Source organism: Vibrio porteresiae DSM 19223, assembly GCF_024347055.1.
GTDB lineage: Bacteria > Pseudomonadota > Gammaproteobacteria > Enterobacterales > Vibrionaceae > Vibrio > Vibrio porteresiae.
Window position 1 is genome coordinate 2,907,119 of record NZ_AP024895.1, and the last position, 15,497, is coordinate 2,922,615.

Annotated in this window: 12 protein-coding genes; 4 read left to right on the forward strand and 8 right to left on the reverse strand. The window is 44.3% G+C overall.

Translation table 11 applies throughout. The features are described 5' to 3' along the window. Positions 1–12 precede the first annotated feature (12 nt). Together OCV11_RS13250 and OCV11_RS13255 are read left to right on the forward strand one after the other, a co-directional pair. Complete coding sequence (locus OCV11_RS13250) at positions 13–1,665, forward strand: ATP-binding protein (RefSeq protein WP_261893398.1); 1,653 nt, start codon at positions 13–15, stop codon at positions 1,663–1,665. 2 nt (positions 1,666–1,667) lie between these two features. Beyond that, positions 1,668–2,351 carry a response regulator gene (locus OCV11_RS13255; RefSeq protein ID WP_261893400.1) on the forward strand — a complete coding sequence of 228 codons (684 nt, stop codon included), beginning with the start codon at positions 1,668–1,670 and terminating at the stop codon, positions 2,349–2,351. A gap of 26 nt (positions 2,352–2,377) precedes the next feature. Here OCV11_RS13255 and OCV11_RS13260 read toward each other — a convergent pair whose 3' ends face one another. From OCV11_RS13260 to OCV11_RS13270, 3 genes are all read right to left on the reverse strand, one after another. Then, positions 2,378–2,656, reverse strand: coding sequence for a hypothetical protein (locus OCV11_RS13260; RefSeq protein ID WP_261893402.1), 279 nt, complete (start codon positions 2,654–2,656; stop codon positions 2,378–2,380). Between the two features lie 193 nt (positions 2,657–2,849). Further along, positions 2,850–4,856 (reverse strand): methyl-accepting chemotaxis protein, encoded by a 2,007-nt coding sequence (locus OCV11_RS13265; RefSeq protein ID WP_315972735.1) that lies wholly within the window; start codon positions 4,854–4,856, stop codon positions 2,850–2,852. Positions 4,857–5,111: 255 nt separating this feature from the next. Further along, a complete protein-coding gene (locus OCV11_RS13270; RefSeq protein WP_261893404.1) occupies positions 5,112–6,041 on the reverse strand; it encodes a LysR substrate-binding domain-containing protein in 930 nt (309 codons plus the stop codon). 108 nt (positions 6,042–6,149) lie between these two features. Between OCV11_RS13270 and OCV11_RS13275 the strand changes: the two genes are divergently transcribed. Together OCV11_RS13275 and OCV11_RS13280 are read left to right on the forward strand one after the other, a co-directional pair. Continuing rightward, on the forward strand, positions 6,150–7,412 hold the full coding sequence (locus OCV11_RS13275; RefSeq protein WP_261893405.1) for a D-amino acid dehydrogenase: 1,263 nt from the start codon (positions 6,150–6,152) through the stop codon (positions 7,410–7,412). Between the two features lie 432 nt (positions 7,413–7,844). Further along, positions 7,845–9,392 carry an alanine/glycine:cation symporter family protein gene (locus tag OCV11_RS13280; RefSeq protein ID WP_261893407.1) on the forward strand — a complete coding sequence of 516 codons (1,548 nt, stop codon included), beginning with the start codon at positions 7,845–7,847 and terminating at the stop codon, positions 9,390–9,392. 109 nt (positions 9,393–9,501) lie between these two features. Here the strand turns inward: OCV11_RS13280 and OCV11_RS13285 are convergent, their stop codons facing one another. The 5 genes from OCV11_RS13285 to guaB form a co-directional block, all read right to left on the reverse strand. Further along, entirely contained in the window at positions 9,502–10,452 is a 951-nt protein-coding gene (locus tag OCV11_RS13285; protein ID WP_261893409.1) for a bile acid:sodium symporter family protein, read from the reverse strand. Between the two features lie 310 nt (positions 10,453–10,762). Beyond that, the gene (locus OCV11_RS13290; protein WP_068714703.1) at positions 10,763–11,350 is read right to left on the reverse strand and encodes an acetate uptake transporter; all 588 of its coding nucleotides are present in this window, start codon (positions 11,348–11,350) and stop codon (positions 10,763–10,765) included. A gap of 368 nt (positions 11,351–11,718) precedes the next feature. Continuing rightward, positions 11,719–11,967 (reverse strand): hypothetical protein, encoded by a 249-nt coding sequence (locus tag OCV11_RS13295; RefSeq protein ID WP_261893412.1) that lies wholly within the window; start codon positions 11,965–11,967, stop codon positions 11,719–11,721. Between the two features lie 228 nt (positions 11,968–12,195). Next, positions 12,196–13,773, reverse strand: a complete 1,578-nt coding sequence (gene guaA, locus OCV11_RS13300; protein ID WP_261893414.1) for a glutamine-hydrolyzing GMP synthase — start codon at positions 13,771–13,773, stop codon at positions 12,196–12,198. A gap of 100 nt (positions 13,774–13,873) precedes the next feature. After that, entirely contained in the window at positions 13,874–15,334 is a 1,461-nt protein-coding gene (guaB, locus tag OCV11_RS13305) for an IMP dehydrogenase (protein ID WP_261893416.1), read from the reverse strand. Positions 15,335–15,497: the final 163 nt, after the last annotated feature.

Consider the following 15,497-nt stretch of genomic DNA (forward strand, 5'->3'; position numbering starts at 1 on the left):
TATACTCTCGCTATGGCACACAAACTTTCGCTTTTATTGCATAAATATATCTGCTGTAATCTTTCGTTCCAAAAAAGGGTCTTTCTACTGTTGCTTGTAGTGGTCGTGCTACAGCTATTTCTCGTGGCTGGCTTTTTCCATCAGTCGTTAAGCAGTAGTTTGGAACACCAAGTCACCAGCAAAGCGATGATTCAGGCGAAAGAAATAGCCGGTGATCCGAACTTCGTTGCTTTAATGGAACACGATGACGTTGCTGACATTCAACACTACATTGAACGGCTGCAGCGCATTACCGATGCTGACTTTATTGTTGTTGGTGATGAAAAAGGCATTCGCTTAGCCCACCCTGAAAGTGACAAGATTGGTAAACCCATGGTCGGTGGCGATAACATTAAGGCACTGAAATATGGCACCAGTTATGCCACGGTCAATAAAGGCAGTTTAGGCATTTCCATCCGTGGCAAAGCCGGTATTAAATCGCAAGATGGTAAAATTATTGGCGTAGTGTCAGTGGGATATTTACTCGATAGTGTGAGTTATTGGCTACTGTTTTACTCCTACCCGGTTATCTTTGCCCTCATTGTATTACTGATTTTTTCTGCGTTAGGCGCATGGCTATTTACCCGCCATATTAAGCAGCAAATGTTTGATATGGAACCAGAAGAAATTGCAATGAACTTGCATTTGCAGCACTCAATATTGCAAAGTGTGTACGAAGGCACCATTGCTGTTGGGCGCAAAGGCGATATTCTATCGGTCAACGCTAAAGCGTTAGATACGTTAGGAATACCGCATAAGCCTGAATATTTGATTGGACGAATGATCCAAGAGTATGTAACACCTTCTTCCTTCTTTTTAGGTGCTAATGCCTTTGGCGATTTTAACCCGAGTGTTCCGGATGTGATGCGTGATGAGTTGATTACGTGTAACGGTGAAACGCTGGTTGCTAACCGCGTCAATATTCAAGACGGTGACGAACACATTGGCTGGGTCGTGAGCTTTAGACGCCGTAACGACTACAACACACTGACTTCGCAGATCTCGCAAATTCGTCAACATAACGAAAACTTGCGGGTGATGAGTCATGAGTTTGCCAACCGACTCTCTGTGATTGGCGGTTTAGTGCAAATTGGCGCTTATGAAGAAGCGATTAACACCATCCGCAAAGAGACAGCGCAGCAACAACAGTTAGTCGATTTTATTTCGCAAACGTTCCGCTCTAAGGTGATTGCGGGGTTATTATTGGGCAAATACACCCGAGCGAAAGAATTAGGTTTAACACTGGAATTCGACCCTATTTGTCATTTAGAACAAGATCCGGTCAGTATTACTCCAGATGAATTAGCGGCTATTTTAGGTAACTTGCTTGATAATGCCTTTGAGGCAACCCTAAAGAATCCGCAAAGCAATAAGAAAGTATCTTTACTACTTACCTATTCCGGCGAAGAGTTGGTCATGGAAGTAGCCGACAATGGCACTGGCATACCACACGAAATATCGGACACCCTGTTTGTTAAAGGGGTAACGAGCAAAAATCAGCCAGGCCATGGAATCGGTCTCTACTTAGTACACCAATACGTCACGCAAGCAGAAGGGACGATTTTGGTGGATGAAGCAGAGCCACAAGGAACGATTTTTTCAATTTTTATACCCAATAAGAGCTGAACATGATGGAACCCATTGATGTACTGATTGTTGAAGACGAATCAAGCATCGCTGAAGTACACAGTTTTTACTTGCAGCGTCTGTCTCGATTCCGCCCAGTAGGAGTGGCTAAAACCGTCTCCGAAGCGCGCAATATGATCAGAATACTCAAACCTCAATTGATTCTTCTAGATAACTTTTTGCCTGACGGTAAAGGTATTGAGATCTTAAAAGAACTAGCGACCCAAACTCACGCGCCTGATGTGGTCTTTATTACTGCCGCTTCAGACATGGAAACCGTACGCGAGGCGGTAAGATGTGGTGTATTTGATTACTTGCTTAAACCTATCGCTTACGATCGGATGCAAGATTCATTAGAACGCTACTTACGCTATATTGGCTCACTTCGTGCCAGTGATAACGTTAACCAGCGCCATGTGGACGAACTATTTAACTTCCAAGCTAAAACTCAACATATCGAAGCTTTACCTAAAGGCATTGATGAGCTGACGCTCGATAAGCTTAAAGAAATCTATATGGAAAACGATCAAGCTTATACGGCAGAATCTTTAGGAAAGGCGATTGGTATTAGTAAAACAACAGCACGCCGTTACTTGGAATATTGTGTCACCAGCGGATTTTTAGAAGCACAAATTCAACATGGCCGTGTCGGCAGACCAGAGCGTATATACCAAAGAAGACGATAATAAGCTCCGGTCCCAAACCACTTATCCTACAAAGTTAAGTTACTGGGGATCACTTCTGTTTGATCCCCAATTTCCAACTGCCCTTGCAGGTTTTTGCAATGTACTTCGCACAGCGGAATAACAAAGACTTTGCCTTGCTGTTCACCACAATTACAGGTCACCAATACGCCATCTGAAGAGTGGTTCAAACAATGAGCTTCAGAGCAATATTCGTCGTGTTTTTTGCTGTAATGCTGCCAATACTCAAGCCACAACTCACGTACTTCATGGCTTCTTAAATCTTCGGATACTTTTTTCACTATCATGTTCAGTCACTCTAGTATTGAAAAACGTATCAGTATTTAAGCCCATTTCTGGATAAATAAGTTTGCTTTGATTCAAATTTCGCCATGGTGTCTACCGATTTTTTGGTTTTAATGTTGTTAATTATTTGAATAACTTATTAACAAATTAATCACAAATAGACTTCCAGGGCGTATCGTTATTATCTTTTAAAGATTACCCGTTATGACTATTGGCAATGCTCGATAATTTATCGATCAGCTTAGTCTCTTCTTCGATGATATTGATGCGCTCATGAGTTTCATGGGCACGGTGAATATCATCCTCTGCCATCTGAGCAGCTTGCTCTGAATTTTGCGATAGGACCGAAAGCTCTGAACTGAACTTCTCAGAATCCGATTCAATCTTGCTTAGCACCGTATTAATGCTATCGATACCTTTGGCAATCTCACCAATCGATTCGGTCACCTCTTCGATGGTTGCTCCTGTTTCTTGCACGCTGGTTTGAGTACGCTTTGATAACGCACGAACTTCATCCGCTACCACAGCGAACCCTCGCCCAGCTTCCCCAGCTCGGGCAGCTTCAATCGCTGCGTTCAGTGCCAGCAAGTTAGTTTGCTCTGCAATTCCGCTAATCGATTGAATGATATTCACAATTCGGTCGGCACTGTCTTTAAGCTTATCCATTCCTTGCATCAAACGCTGACGCTGCGATTGCTGTTGAGCTATCTGCGTCATAAAGGCCTCAAACTGACCGCCAAGGCTACGTTGTTGCTCTGCGGCACTTGATGCTTGAGAAGCACTGCCTTCCAACTGTTGCGTCGCTTGTTGCAACATCGGGTGGATTTGACTCATATGCTGAATTACGTTCGCTTGTAATGTGTTGATCTTCTTAGTACTCACCAAGCTTGAGTGTAAGTAGTAACGTGCAAACGAGGCCAGATAAAATGGGAAGTTATCTGCGTACTCATCACGAAATGAATCGGTAGCCGCCACTTTAAAGAAAGCAATAGACGTAACGGTTTGGTTTTGGTGCAAACCTAGAAACTCACCAAAGGTTGAGAACCCCGACAAGCAGACACCCCTGAATGTGTCGACTTTACTTAAACTATCTGCGTTATTGAGGCGACGTAAAATACAGTCGTTGGCAATCATCGCGACCGGTTTGGAGGATTTACCATCCATAAAGCGTTTGTAGTCGTTGCTTGTTGCTTGCGCAAAATCACGCGCTTTGACTAAGTACAACCGCTCGCCAAAGGCAAAGTCACCAAAAAAGCTGATGCTGCCGTTGGGGTTAATCGCGGCGACAGAGCGAATAAACAACTCATTATTAATCGAGATACCAAAAGAGTGTTTGTTGAGTTGCTCACCCACTTGTTCTGGACGACATTTATAGTGTCTTGATAACCAATCCACTGGAGTCATCAAATTCATGCTGTCATCCAACACGGTATTCAAAGTGCGGGTGAAGGGGTCAAAATCGACCACATCGAAACCACGGTTGGTGTTTTCAAAGTTATGACTTTTGAAGATCCCATAGCGAAATCCAGGGGCGATTTTACTAAAACAGATAATGGCTCGATTGGCTTGCACTTGTCCATCTAATGCGATTTGTGCCGCTTTAAAATCCAACTTACCACCCGCACTACCACCGATGAAATAACAAGGGAATTTGCGGGTACGATAGAGAGCTTGAGTAAAGAAGTCTTCACTACCGGTTAAACCATCAAAATAGGTAAAGGCAATCGTATCGTGGCTATCGACCGAAAATGGCACACGAATCTGGCTAATATCGTTCGCGATTTTTTGAATTCGATTTTCTGATTGCGTGTAGATGTTAGCACCTTGGCGCGCATCATCGTTGTACATCCGAATGGCATGCACTGACATTTGAGGAAGGAGAGATTTAGCAAAGCCGTGCACAATAATTCCGTCCCATCGATCTGGGGTATCGTGATAGAGCTTAGTTCCGCCGCCCAATTCACCAGCAGTCATGATGCCGATGATATGCTCAGCAAAAGGCATAGCTTGCTTTAATTTGCTGTTCACTGACGCAAAATCACAATGGGGAGAAATGAAAGCAATCACTAAGGCGGTGCCACCAGCCAATTTGAAATCTGCCAAGTTTGCTTCACTGATTTGGCTACTGGTGATCATTCTCGAACGAGATACTTCAGCGGCCTCGGCTTTCTTTTGTGCTGATGTATTTTTCTTAAAAAACATGTCCCACTCCCTTCCTACTCAAAAGCACATCGTAAGCAGGTCGATACCTACCATGCGTACAATAAGATCCCTGTTGATACGGGTTTATTGTGACTAAACCGTGTACAGATTCTCTTATTGAGCATAATAGATATTGAAAAAATCGAGGGATTTGGTGCGGCTTTTTTCCTTTTCGAATCGTTTTTTGCTTCAACCTGTTAGCGAGATCTCATTCAGTCGTTAAGCATGAAAAGCGCCATTTCATCCAATTATGATTTATCGGTCCAAATACTTTTGCACTTGCTTATCTAACTGATTGATTTGTTTTCGTAACCATTGGGCGAAAATATCAGTGTACTCGTTGGTATTTAATGTAATGAGATAATATCCCGCCCGCGCAGGTATTGCGGGAAAAGGTGCGACTAAACGGCCTAACTGCAACTCTTGCGTCAATAATGCCGTTCTAGCTAGAGCAATCCCAACACCAGCCTCGGCTGCTGACATAGCCATGTCGGTACGATTGAAAAAGTGCCCTTTATGAGAAGCTAATGGCACATGCATTTCGGTTGCCCAAAAAAGCCATTCATAATCACGCGGCGCTTTTGCCCAAGGCATGGCATCGTGCAGCAACACGACCTCTTTCCATTGCTCTTCATGGATTCCCTCCTCTGCAATCCAAGCATGCTGGGCCAAATAAGCAGGACTCATCACCGGAAGCAGAGCCTCTTCAAGCAGTAACTCAGCTTGAGTGCGCGAGTAAGGAATCGGACCATAGTCGATCGCGAGATCAAAATCACGCCGCTCACTGTCCACTAAGGCACCTTCGGCAAAAGTTTGTACCTGAATATCGGGGTGCTGACGATAAAAATCCTCTAAGCGCGGCACCAACCATTTATAAGCAAACGAAGGCGTGAGTTTTAAACGAATCTCTTTTCTCGTCGCTCGCTGAGCAAGGCTTTGCAACGTCACATCAATCTCTTGAAAGCTGCGCTGCAGCACGCTTAATAGTATTTCTCCTTGGTCAGTTAGCGTCACGCCTCGCGAGTGGCGTTCAAAAAGACTAAATCCAAGTTGTTGTTCCAATTGAATCAATTGCTGGCTAATTGCTCCAGTAGTTAAGTGCATGGCTTTCGCTGCGCTGCTTAAACTGGGATGCTGAGCCACTTGAGCAAAGGTATAAAGTGCTGCGATGGGTGTCTGTTTCACTGTGCTTCCTGCTTATAGAAAAACTAAACGCTGATATTAATTTATATCGATTGTTAACAATAGGTAAAGAGAAGAAACTACTGACAAATAAATAAAGGAGTTGTCTTCATGGAAGTTATCGTTTTAGGTAGTGGTGTGGTCGGTTTGACCTCAGCGTGGTATTTATCGCAAGCAGGTCACGATGTTATCGTCATCGACCGTCAGCCACGCAGTGCGGAAGAAACCTCATTTGCCAATGCTGGGCAAATTTCTTATGGCTATTCATCACCTTGGGCAGCTCCAGGGATTCCTCATAAAGCCGTTAAATGGCTGTTTGAAAAACACGCCCCCCTAAAAATAAAGCCATCACTTGATCCGGAATTATTGAGCTGGATGACCAAAATGCTGGTCAACTGCAAACTCTCTCACTACAACGTCAATAAAGCCCGTATGCTCGCGATAGCAAATCACAGCCGTGAATGTTTGCTCGATCTTAATAAACATCATGACGTGCAATACGAAGGTCGTGAAAAAGGCACACTGCAAGTCTTTCGTGACGAAAAACAGTTAGTTGCTATTGAAAAAGACATGCGCCTTCTTGCAGAAAGTGGCGTGCGCTTTGAATTGAAAGATGTGGCTGGCTGTATCGCTCAAGAACCCGGCCTTGCTCCGGTGCAAGACAAACTTGTCGGTGGGTTGTATCTACCTGATGATGCAACGGGAGACTGCTATCTCTTCTGCCAACAAATGACTGAACTAGCTAAAGCACATGGCGTTCGTTTCCAGTTCAATACCAATATCAAACGGTTAGTCACTGATAATCGCCAAGTCGTTGGCGTTGAGACCGATCAAGGTATTCTCAAGGCAGACCGTTACGTGGTGGCTTTAGGTAGCTATTCCACAGCCCTACTCAAACCACTAGGTATCGACATTCCTGTTTATCCAGTGAAAGGTTACTCGCTGACCGTGCCTATTTTGGACGAGAGCTTATCACCACAGTCCACCGTAATGGACGAAACCTATAAAGTGGCGTTAACCCGTTTTGATAAACGCATTCGCGTAGCTGGAACAGCAGAGCTGGCAGGATTTGATCCTGCATTACCTCAAGCACGCAAAGACACCATCGAAATGGTCGTACGTGATCTTTTCCCTCAAGGTGGGGATTTTGCTAAAGCCGAATTTTGGACTGGATTTAGACCAATGACACCTGACGGGACGCCAATTATTGGTGCAACTCCTTATGCCAACCTTTATACCAATACTGGGCATGGCACATTAGGTTGGACTATGGCGTGTGGTTCAGGACACATTCTGGCCGATATTATCACTCATGGTGAGGCGCCAATTAATACTCAAGGATTGAGCGTCGCTCGCTACCACCACGCGGCATAATCATGTCCGCCATTTAAAATGGTACATCCTCCGTCGCCATGTTATACGCATTAGAATATGCTAAATGACATGGTGATTTTTTATACAGAAAACTACTCCAGTTCGCATAATTAGCATTCCACCCCATAAAAATCTCGCATCAATTTCAGAGAAATTCTCTAGATAACAAGAAAAATACAGTGTGTATCACTGATGATTTTCTCGCCACACCCTCAAAAATAATCACACCATACTACGTACACAATAGATTGTTACGAATTAAATACAAAGCACAATATATAGATAAAAACATTAACATTCACTTCACACATCCCTTATGATGTGGCACGCAAAACACAATAATCAGATAAATAGAACCTCAGCAGAATCGTTTTCATTGCCTTAATGAAGGTGGTTTTTGTGCCAGGTTCTCACATAACAGGGATATTACGTATGCAGTCATTTGTGGACTTTTTAAATGGCATTATCTGGAGCCCGGTATTGATCTATCTTTGCCTCGGTGCCGGCCTTTTCTATTCAATTTTGACGCGCTTTGTGCAAGTGCGACACTTTTTCGAAATGTGGCGTTTGCTGTTCTCAGGCAAAAGCTCAACGCGTGGGATCTCCTCTTTCCAAGCGTTAGCCGTATCGCTATCAGGTCGTGTTGGTACAGGTAACATCGCAGGTGTTGCAGCTGCAATCGGTTTTGGTGGCCCAGGCGCTGTATTCTGGATGTGGGTCGTGGCCTTCTTTGGCGCGGCAACCGCCTATGCAGAATCTACTCTTGCTCAAATCTACAAAGAAGAAGACAACGGTGAGTTTCGTGGCGGTCCTGCTTACTACATCGAGAAAGCAATGGGACAAAAATGGTACGCATGGATTTTTGCCATCGCGACGATTTTCGCCTGTGGCGTATTGTTACCTGGCGTGCAATCGAACAGTATCGGTAACGCAGTGGAATCGGCTTTCGGTACCGGTGGCATGATAGAAACCGCAGTTGGTACGTTTAGCTTTGCTAAAATCCTAACTGGCACCGTTATCTCTATCCTATTGGGTTTCATCATTTTTGGTGGTGTAAAACGCATCGCAAGCTTTACTCAAATCGTCGTGCCATTTATGGCGCTGGCTTACGTGATTACTGCCTTTGTCATCATTCTATTGAACATTGGTCAAGTACCACACGTTTTCGCTTTGATTCTTGGCGATGCCTTTAGCCCGATGGCAGGCATTGGTGCAGCGATTGGTTGGGGGGTTAAACGTGGGGTTTACTCGAACGAAGCTGGACAAGGGACTGGACCACACGCAGCGGCAGCAGCAAGTGTTGAGCACCCTGCGCAACAAGGCCTAGTGCAATCATTCTCTATCTACATCGATACCCTACTGGTTTGTTCTGCCACCGCATTTATGATCCTCATTACTGGAGCTTACAACGTTACTGGTGCAGACGGCGCTTTCCTTGTGCAAAACGTAGCCGCTGATATCAGCGCTAACGGCCCGGTATTTACTCAATTGGCCATTGAAAGTGCTCTACCTGGCGTAGGTAAAACCTTCGTGGCTTTTGCCCTATTCTTCTTCGCCTTTACCACTATTCTGGCTTACTACTACATTGCAGAAACCAATATTGCCTACATTCGCCGTAGTTTGAAAACTGAAGGACTCGCTTTCCTGCTTAAACTGGTGATTATGGCGTCCGTATTCTACGGCACCATCAAAGCCGCTAACCTAGCTTGGGCGATGGGTGACATTGGCGTAGGTTTGATGGCGTGGCTCAATATTGTGGGTATCTTGATTATCTATTTCATGGCAAAACCAACCATGAAAGTGCTGCGTGATTATGAAGAGCAACAAGCGCAAGGCGTGACTGAATACCTATTTAACCCAGTCAAACTTGGTATTAAGAATGCCACTTACTGGGAAGAGCGTTACGAGCGAAAAACAGGTCAATCTTGTACTGCTGCAGAAACAACGGATTCAGCGACAAGCAAACCGGTAAAAGCTTAGAGAGAGCTAAACGTTATTAACTCTTTAACGTAACTCACAGTGATAAAAGAAAGCACTCTAAAGTAAAAAGGTTAGCCAATTGGCTAACCTTTTATTTTTCAGAGAGAAACTAGTTCACTTTAACTTGTTGGGCATCGAGATGAGATTCAGCCTCTAATGGACGTTTCGCCCAATAACCCGCGAGTAGCGAACCAGAAAGGTTATGCCATACCGAGAAAAGTGTGCCAGCGACAGCAGCGGCTGGCGTAAAGAACTTCATCGCCAACGCAGTAGCTAAACCTGAGTTTTGCAAACCCACCTCAAAAGCCACTGTACGGCAGGTTTTATCCTCAAAACCAACCAGACGACAGATCCAATAACCCAATGTCAAACCAATCGAGTTATGCATGACTACCGCGAGAGCAACGATTGGACCGATTTGAGTCAATTGGTGAGCGTTTAAAGCAACGACAATAGCAATGATCGACACAATGGCCGCCATAGAAATCAAAGGCAGTACTGGCTCAAGCTTCTCAGTAAACGAATGCAGAAAAGCGTTGACCAATACACCAAGCGCCACAGGAACTAGCACGATCTTAACTAAGCTGATCAGCATGCTCATCACTGGAACATCAACGTTTTTACCCGCTAATACTTCCACCAGCAGCGGTGTGATCACCACACCAAGAAGCGTTGAAATCGCAGTCATAGTAATTGATAAAGCCACATCCCCTTTAGCAAGGTAACACATGACATTAGAAGAGGTGCCGCCTGCAACGCTCCCAACCAAAACCATACCTATCGTTAACACGGGATCAAATTGCAGAACATAACTAACTAACAGAGCGGTCAAAGGCATCACAGAAAATTGCAGCACTAGCCCAACGCCAATCGCTTTTTTGTTTTTAACCACATTTAAAAAGTCTTGCGGCCTTAGTGTTAATCCCATTGCCAACATGATGACAGTTAACAAAGGAACGATAGAGGAACTGAGCCCAGTGAATAACGAGGGTTGAAAGAACGCCAAAAGAGAAAAGATAACTGCCCACAAAGGGAACAGATTGGTGATGGTACGTAGCATGATACATTCCTGTACATCGCACAGGGCAGGAAGGCCTCATTGTTCCTTTGAGGTTATTATTCATGAGTGCTTCCTGCACGCGATTGTGTGTTGTGTTTAAAATTAAAAGTACAAATCAAACGGTTGATTTGGTGCATTAGCGTGCACGAAACTTCTCGGTCAAGACAGCTAACCTAACGCTTTTAACACAATTTTCACACCTCTTTTTAATGCTTTTTTAAGATTAGCTAAAACAGGTGTTGATGAATGAACCGCAGAAATGAAAAAAGCCAGCAAAATGCTGGCTTCCAATATTTCATCTAACTAAAGATTAGTGTGCAGCAGCTTCTGTTAGAGCGACTTTTTTCGCGCCTACTGGCAATACTTCACGACCGAATTCGTTGTTAAGTACGATTGCCATAGCAAAGTAGATTGCGCTTAGACCACAGAAGATACCTTCGTAGCCTGCGATGTGACCTAGTGTTTCGCTACCAGTAAAGTTATGCGCAGCTAGCAATGCGAATAGAATGGTTAGTGAACCAAATACAACGCGTTTTGCTACTGGGTAACAGAAAGTACCGATAAACATGAAGCCTGTGAATAGACCCCACAATGCTAAGTACCAACCCATGAATGATGCTGGGCTAGCAGCTAGACCCATGCGTGGCATAACGATTAGACCAACTAGGGTCAACCAAAATAGGCCGTAAGAAGTAAATGCTGTAGTACCAAAAGTGTCACCACGTTTGTAGCACATGATACCTACGATTACTTGACCCAAACCACCATAGAAGATACCCATAGCAAGAATCATTGAGTCTAGTGCAAAAAATCCAGCGTTATGGATGTTCAGTAGAACAGTGGTCATCCCAAAGCCCATTAGGCCTAATGGTGCTGGGTTGGCTAATTTTGTCGACATTCAAACTACCCTAAGTAATAGAATTGGAAATAAATAAAGCGCGGATTTTAAAGAACGTTTGTATAAAAGATAGATAGCAAAAATGGAATGTTAGATTCACTTATTGATCTTATTAATAAAACCCTGTCATTGTGTGTTTTTTATTCAAACCTCAGCTATAAGACACACCTTTTTTCACAAAAAATACCCAATTAACCTCATTAAAAAACCTGAGACTTAGCTCAGGTTCATTGTTCCAACGGCCTCAGTTCTCGCCAATTCACTCGCATTTGAGGCGACATCAATCAAGCAAGAGAAAAAGAATAGATAAATTGTTTAAGCTGGGCAGCCAGAACGGTTCGGTCATTCGGTCTTGACCGGCCACGCGGTCAGTAAAGTATCTTGTTAGTAAGATAAACCACGACAACAATAAGAAGGGTCATTAGGACTGGGAAAGCGATCATCATTGCCAACTTCTTCTTGAAGGTGGGTTTATCCAATATTTCACCTTTTGCTTCTCTCACCCTCCGATCTTCATCAAAATGCCATTTAATCGCTAAAAAGGCTCCGATACCTAAAACGATGAGCTTAAAGGCTCCGGCTAAATACGGAAACAAGTTAGCCCAATTACCATCCATTATTGATCTCCATCAAATTAAATAGGGTTTTCACGGTAACACAATAAGAGATTTATGTTTACTCTTTGCTATCGCATAACGTAGACATTTTGCTTACTTGAGTAGGCACCTGCAGAGATTTGTGGATGCTATCAGGAGAATATCAGGGAGAAAAAACGAAAAATGCCAATCAGCATAACTGACTGGCATTTCTGATATAAGGACTAAGTTAGCTACAGAGAGCTTGGCTTATTCCCACTCAATTGTTGCTGGCGGCTTACCTGAAATATCGTAAACCACGCGCGAGATACCATTCACTTCATTGATGATACGGTTAGAAACCTTACCTAGGAAGTCATATGGTAGGTGCGCCCAGTGAGCAGTCATAAAGTCGATAGTTTCAACTGCACGTAGTGACACAACCCAGTCGTATTTACGACCGTCGCCCATTACGCCTACAGAGCGCACTGGCAGGAACACAGTGAATGCTTGCGATACTTTGTTGTAAAGATCGGCTGCGTGAAGCTCTTCAATGAAGATAGCATCAGCGCGACGTAGCAAGTCACAGTACTCTTTCTTCACTTCACCAAGAACACGCACACCTAGACCAGGGCCTGGGAATGGGTGACGGTAAAGCATGTTATATGGTAAACCAAGCTCAAGGCCAATCTTACGTACTTCGTCTTTAAACAGTTCACGTAGTGGCTCAACAAGACCCATCTTCATATCGTCTGGCAGACCGCCAACGTTATGGTGAGACTTGATAACATGTGCTTTACCAGTTTTAGATGCTGCTGATTCGATAACGTCAGGGTAGATAGTACCTTGAGCAAGCCATTTCGCATTTTTAAGTTTGCGTGACTCTTCATCGAATACTTCAACGAAAACACGACCGATGGTTTTACGTTTCGCTTCTGGTTCGTCGATGCCAGCTAACGCATCAAGGAAGCGATCTTCTGCATCGACTTTGATGATATTCAGACCGAACTTATCACCAAACATGTCCATTACTTGTTGACCTTCGTTCAAACGAAGTAGTCCGTTATCTACGAATACACAAGTAAGTTTGGCGCCGATTGCACGGTGAACCAGCATAGCTACAACTGAAGAGTCAACACCACCAGATAGACCAAGAATCACTTCATCATCACCCACTTGCTCTTTAATGCGAGCAACTGCGTCGTTGATGATAGATTCAGAAGTCCATAGACGCTCACAACCACACGCGCCCATCACAAAGTTTTCTAGCATTTTCATGCCTTGCTTTGAGTGAGTTACTTCTGGGTGGAACTGTACGCCGTAGTATTTCTTCTCTTCGTTTGCCATCGCTGCGTATGGGCAAGTATCAGTAGAACCGATAGTTACGAAGTCTGAAGGGATTTCGACCACTTTATCACCGTGGCTCATCCAAACATCAAGAAGAGGGCTGCCATCTTCTGCTAGTGCATCTTGTAGACCAGCAAACAGTGCAGATTCTGCAGTGACTTTCACTTGAGCGTAGCCAAATTCGCGTTCATCAGAACCCGCAACTTTGCCGCCCAACTGTTCAGCCATTGTTTGCATTCCGTAGCAAACACCCAGAACAGGTACACCAGAATCAAATACGTATTGAGGTGCACGAGGTGAGTTTTCTTCCGTAACACTTTCTGGACCACCAGAAAGAATGATACCGTCCGGATTAAATTCGCGGATGTCGGCTTCTTCTACATCCCAGCTCCATAGCTCACAGTAAACACCAATTTCGCGCACGCGGCGTGCAACAAGTTGAGTGTATTGTGAACCGAAGTCCAGAATTAGAATTCGTTGGTCATGAATGTTCTTCGTCATATTGAGCAGTCTTACCAGCTAAGTTAGAAACGGAGGCGAGTCTACCCGCCTCCTATTGAGTCTTCAAGCAAAAAAGCAAACGTTTACCAGCGCAGGATAATTATGCGCGGTAGTTTGGAGCTTCTTTGGTGATTTGTACGTCGTGAACGTGTGATTCTTTGATACCAGCACCAGAGATACGAACAAACTGTGCTTTAGTACGTAGCGTTTCGATATCTGCAGAACCAGTTAGACCCATACAAGAACGTAGACCACCCATTTGTTGGTGAACGATCTCTTTCAAACGACCTTTATAAGGAGTACGACCTTCAATACCTTCTGGTACAAGTTTGTCTGCTGCGTTATCAGATTGGAAGTAACGATCTGATGAACCTTTAGACATTGCACCTAGAGAGCCCATACCACGGTAAGACTTGTATGAACGGCCTTGGTAAAGAATGATTTCGCCAGGGGCTTCTTCAGTACCAGCGAACATTGAACCTACCATGACACATGATGCGCCAGCTGCGATAGCTTTAGAAATGTCGCCAGAGAAACGGATACCACCGTCGCCAATTACTGGAATACCATATTCATCAGCAACTGCTGCTGCATCAGCAATAGCGGTTACTTGAGGAACACCAACACCAGTTACGATACGAGTAGTACAGATTGAGCCAGGGCCGATACCTACTTTAACTGCGCTAACGCCTGCTTCGATAAGTGCACGAGCACCTTCAGCAGTTGCAACGTTACCACCGATGATATCTAGGTCTGGGAATGCAGCACGAGTTTCACGAATACGTTGTAGAACGCCTTCAGAGTGACCGTGTGAAGAGTCGATAAGTAGAACGTCAACACCTGCTTCAACAAGTGCTTTAACACGTTCTTCGTTACCAGGAGCAGCGCCAACAGCAGCACCAACGCGTAGACGACCGTGTTGGTCTTTACATGCGTTTGGTTTACGTTCTGCTTTGTGGAAGTCTTTCGCAGTGATCATACCTTTTAGTTGGAACTCTTCGTTCACAACCAATACTTTCTCAACGCGTGCACGGTGCATACGCTCTTGAACCACTTCACGAGAAGCGCCTTCAGTCACTGTTGCTAGGCGATCTTTTGGCGTCATTACTGCAGAAACAGATTTATTTAGGTCTGTAACGAAACGAACGTCACGGCCAGTAATAATACCAACCAATTCATTGTTTTCGCTTACCACTGGGAAACCAGCAAAACCGTGTTTTTTTGTCAGTTCCATTACATCAGCAATGGTAGCTTCTGGACGAACGGTTACAGGATTAGTCACAACACCAGCTTCGAAGATTTTCACTTGGCGAACTTCTTCAGCTTGTTGTTCAATAGACATGTTTTTGTGAATGAAGCCGATACCACCTTCTTGCGCGAGAGCAATGGCAAGGCGAGCCTCTGTAACTGTGTCCATGGATGCTGAGATCATAGGAATGTTCAGCGTGATGTTTTTAGTCAGACGAGTGCGAAGATCGGCTGTGTTAGGAAGAACAGTTGAGTGTGCTGGGACGAGTAAAACGTCGTCAAAGGTAAGAGCTTCTTTTGCAATTCGTAGCATGTGCAATATCTCACAACAAAGGTGTTAAAAGGTAAGAAACCACTTTATCGTTTCGCATAATAAAGGGATTCATATTTGATATTGCGAACGGATTATACGCCCTGAGCAATCGCTTGACCACACATTTCTTTATTTTTTATTTGCAATTACCCCCTTGCTATGT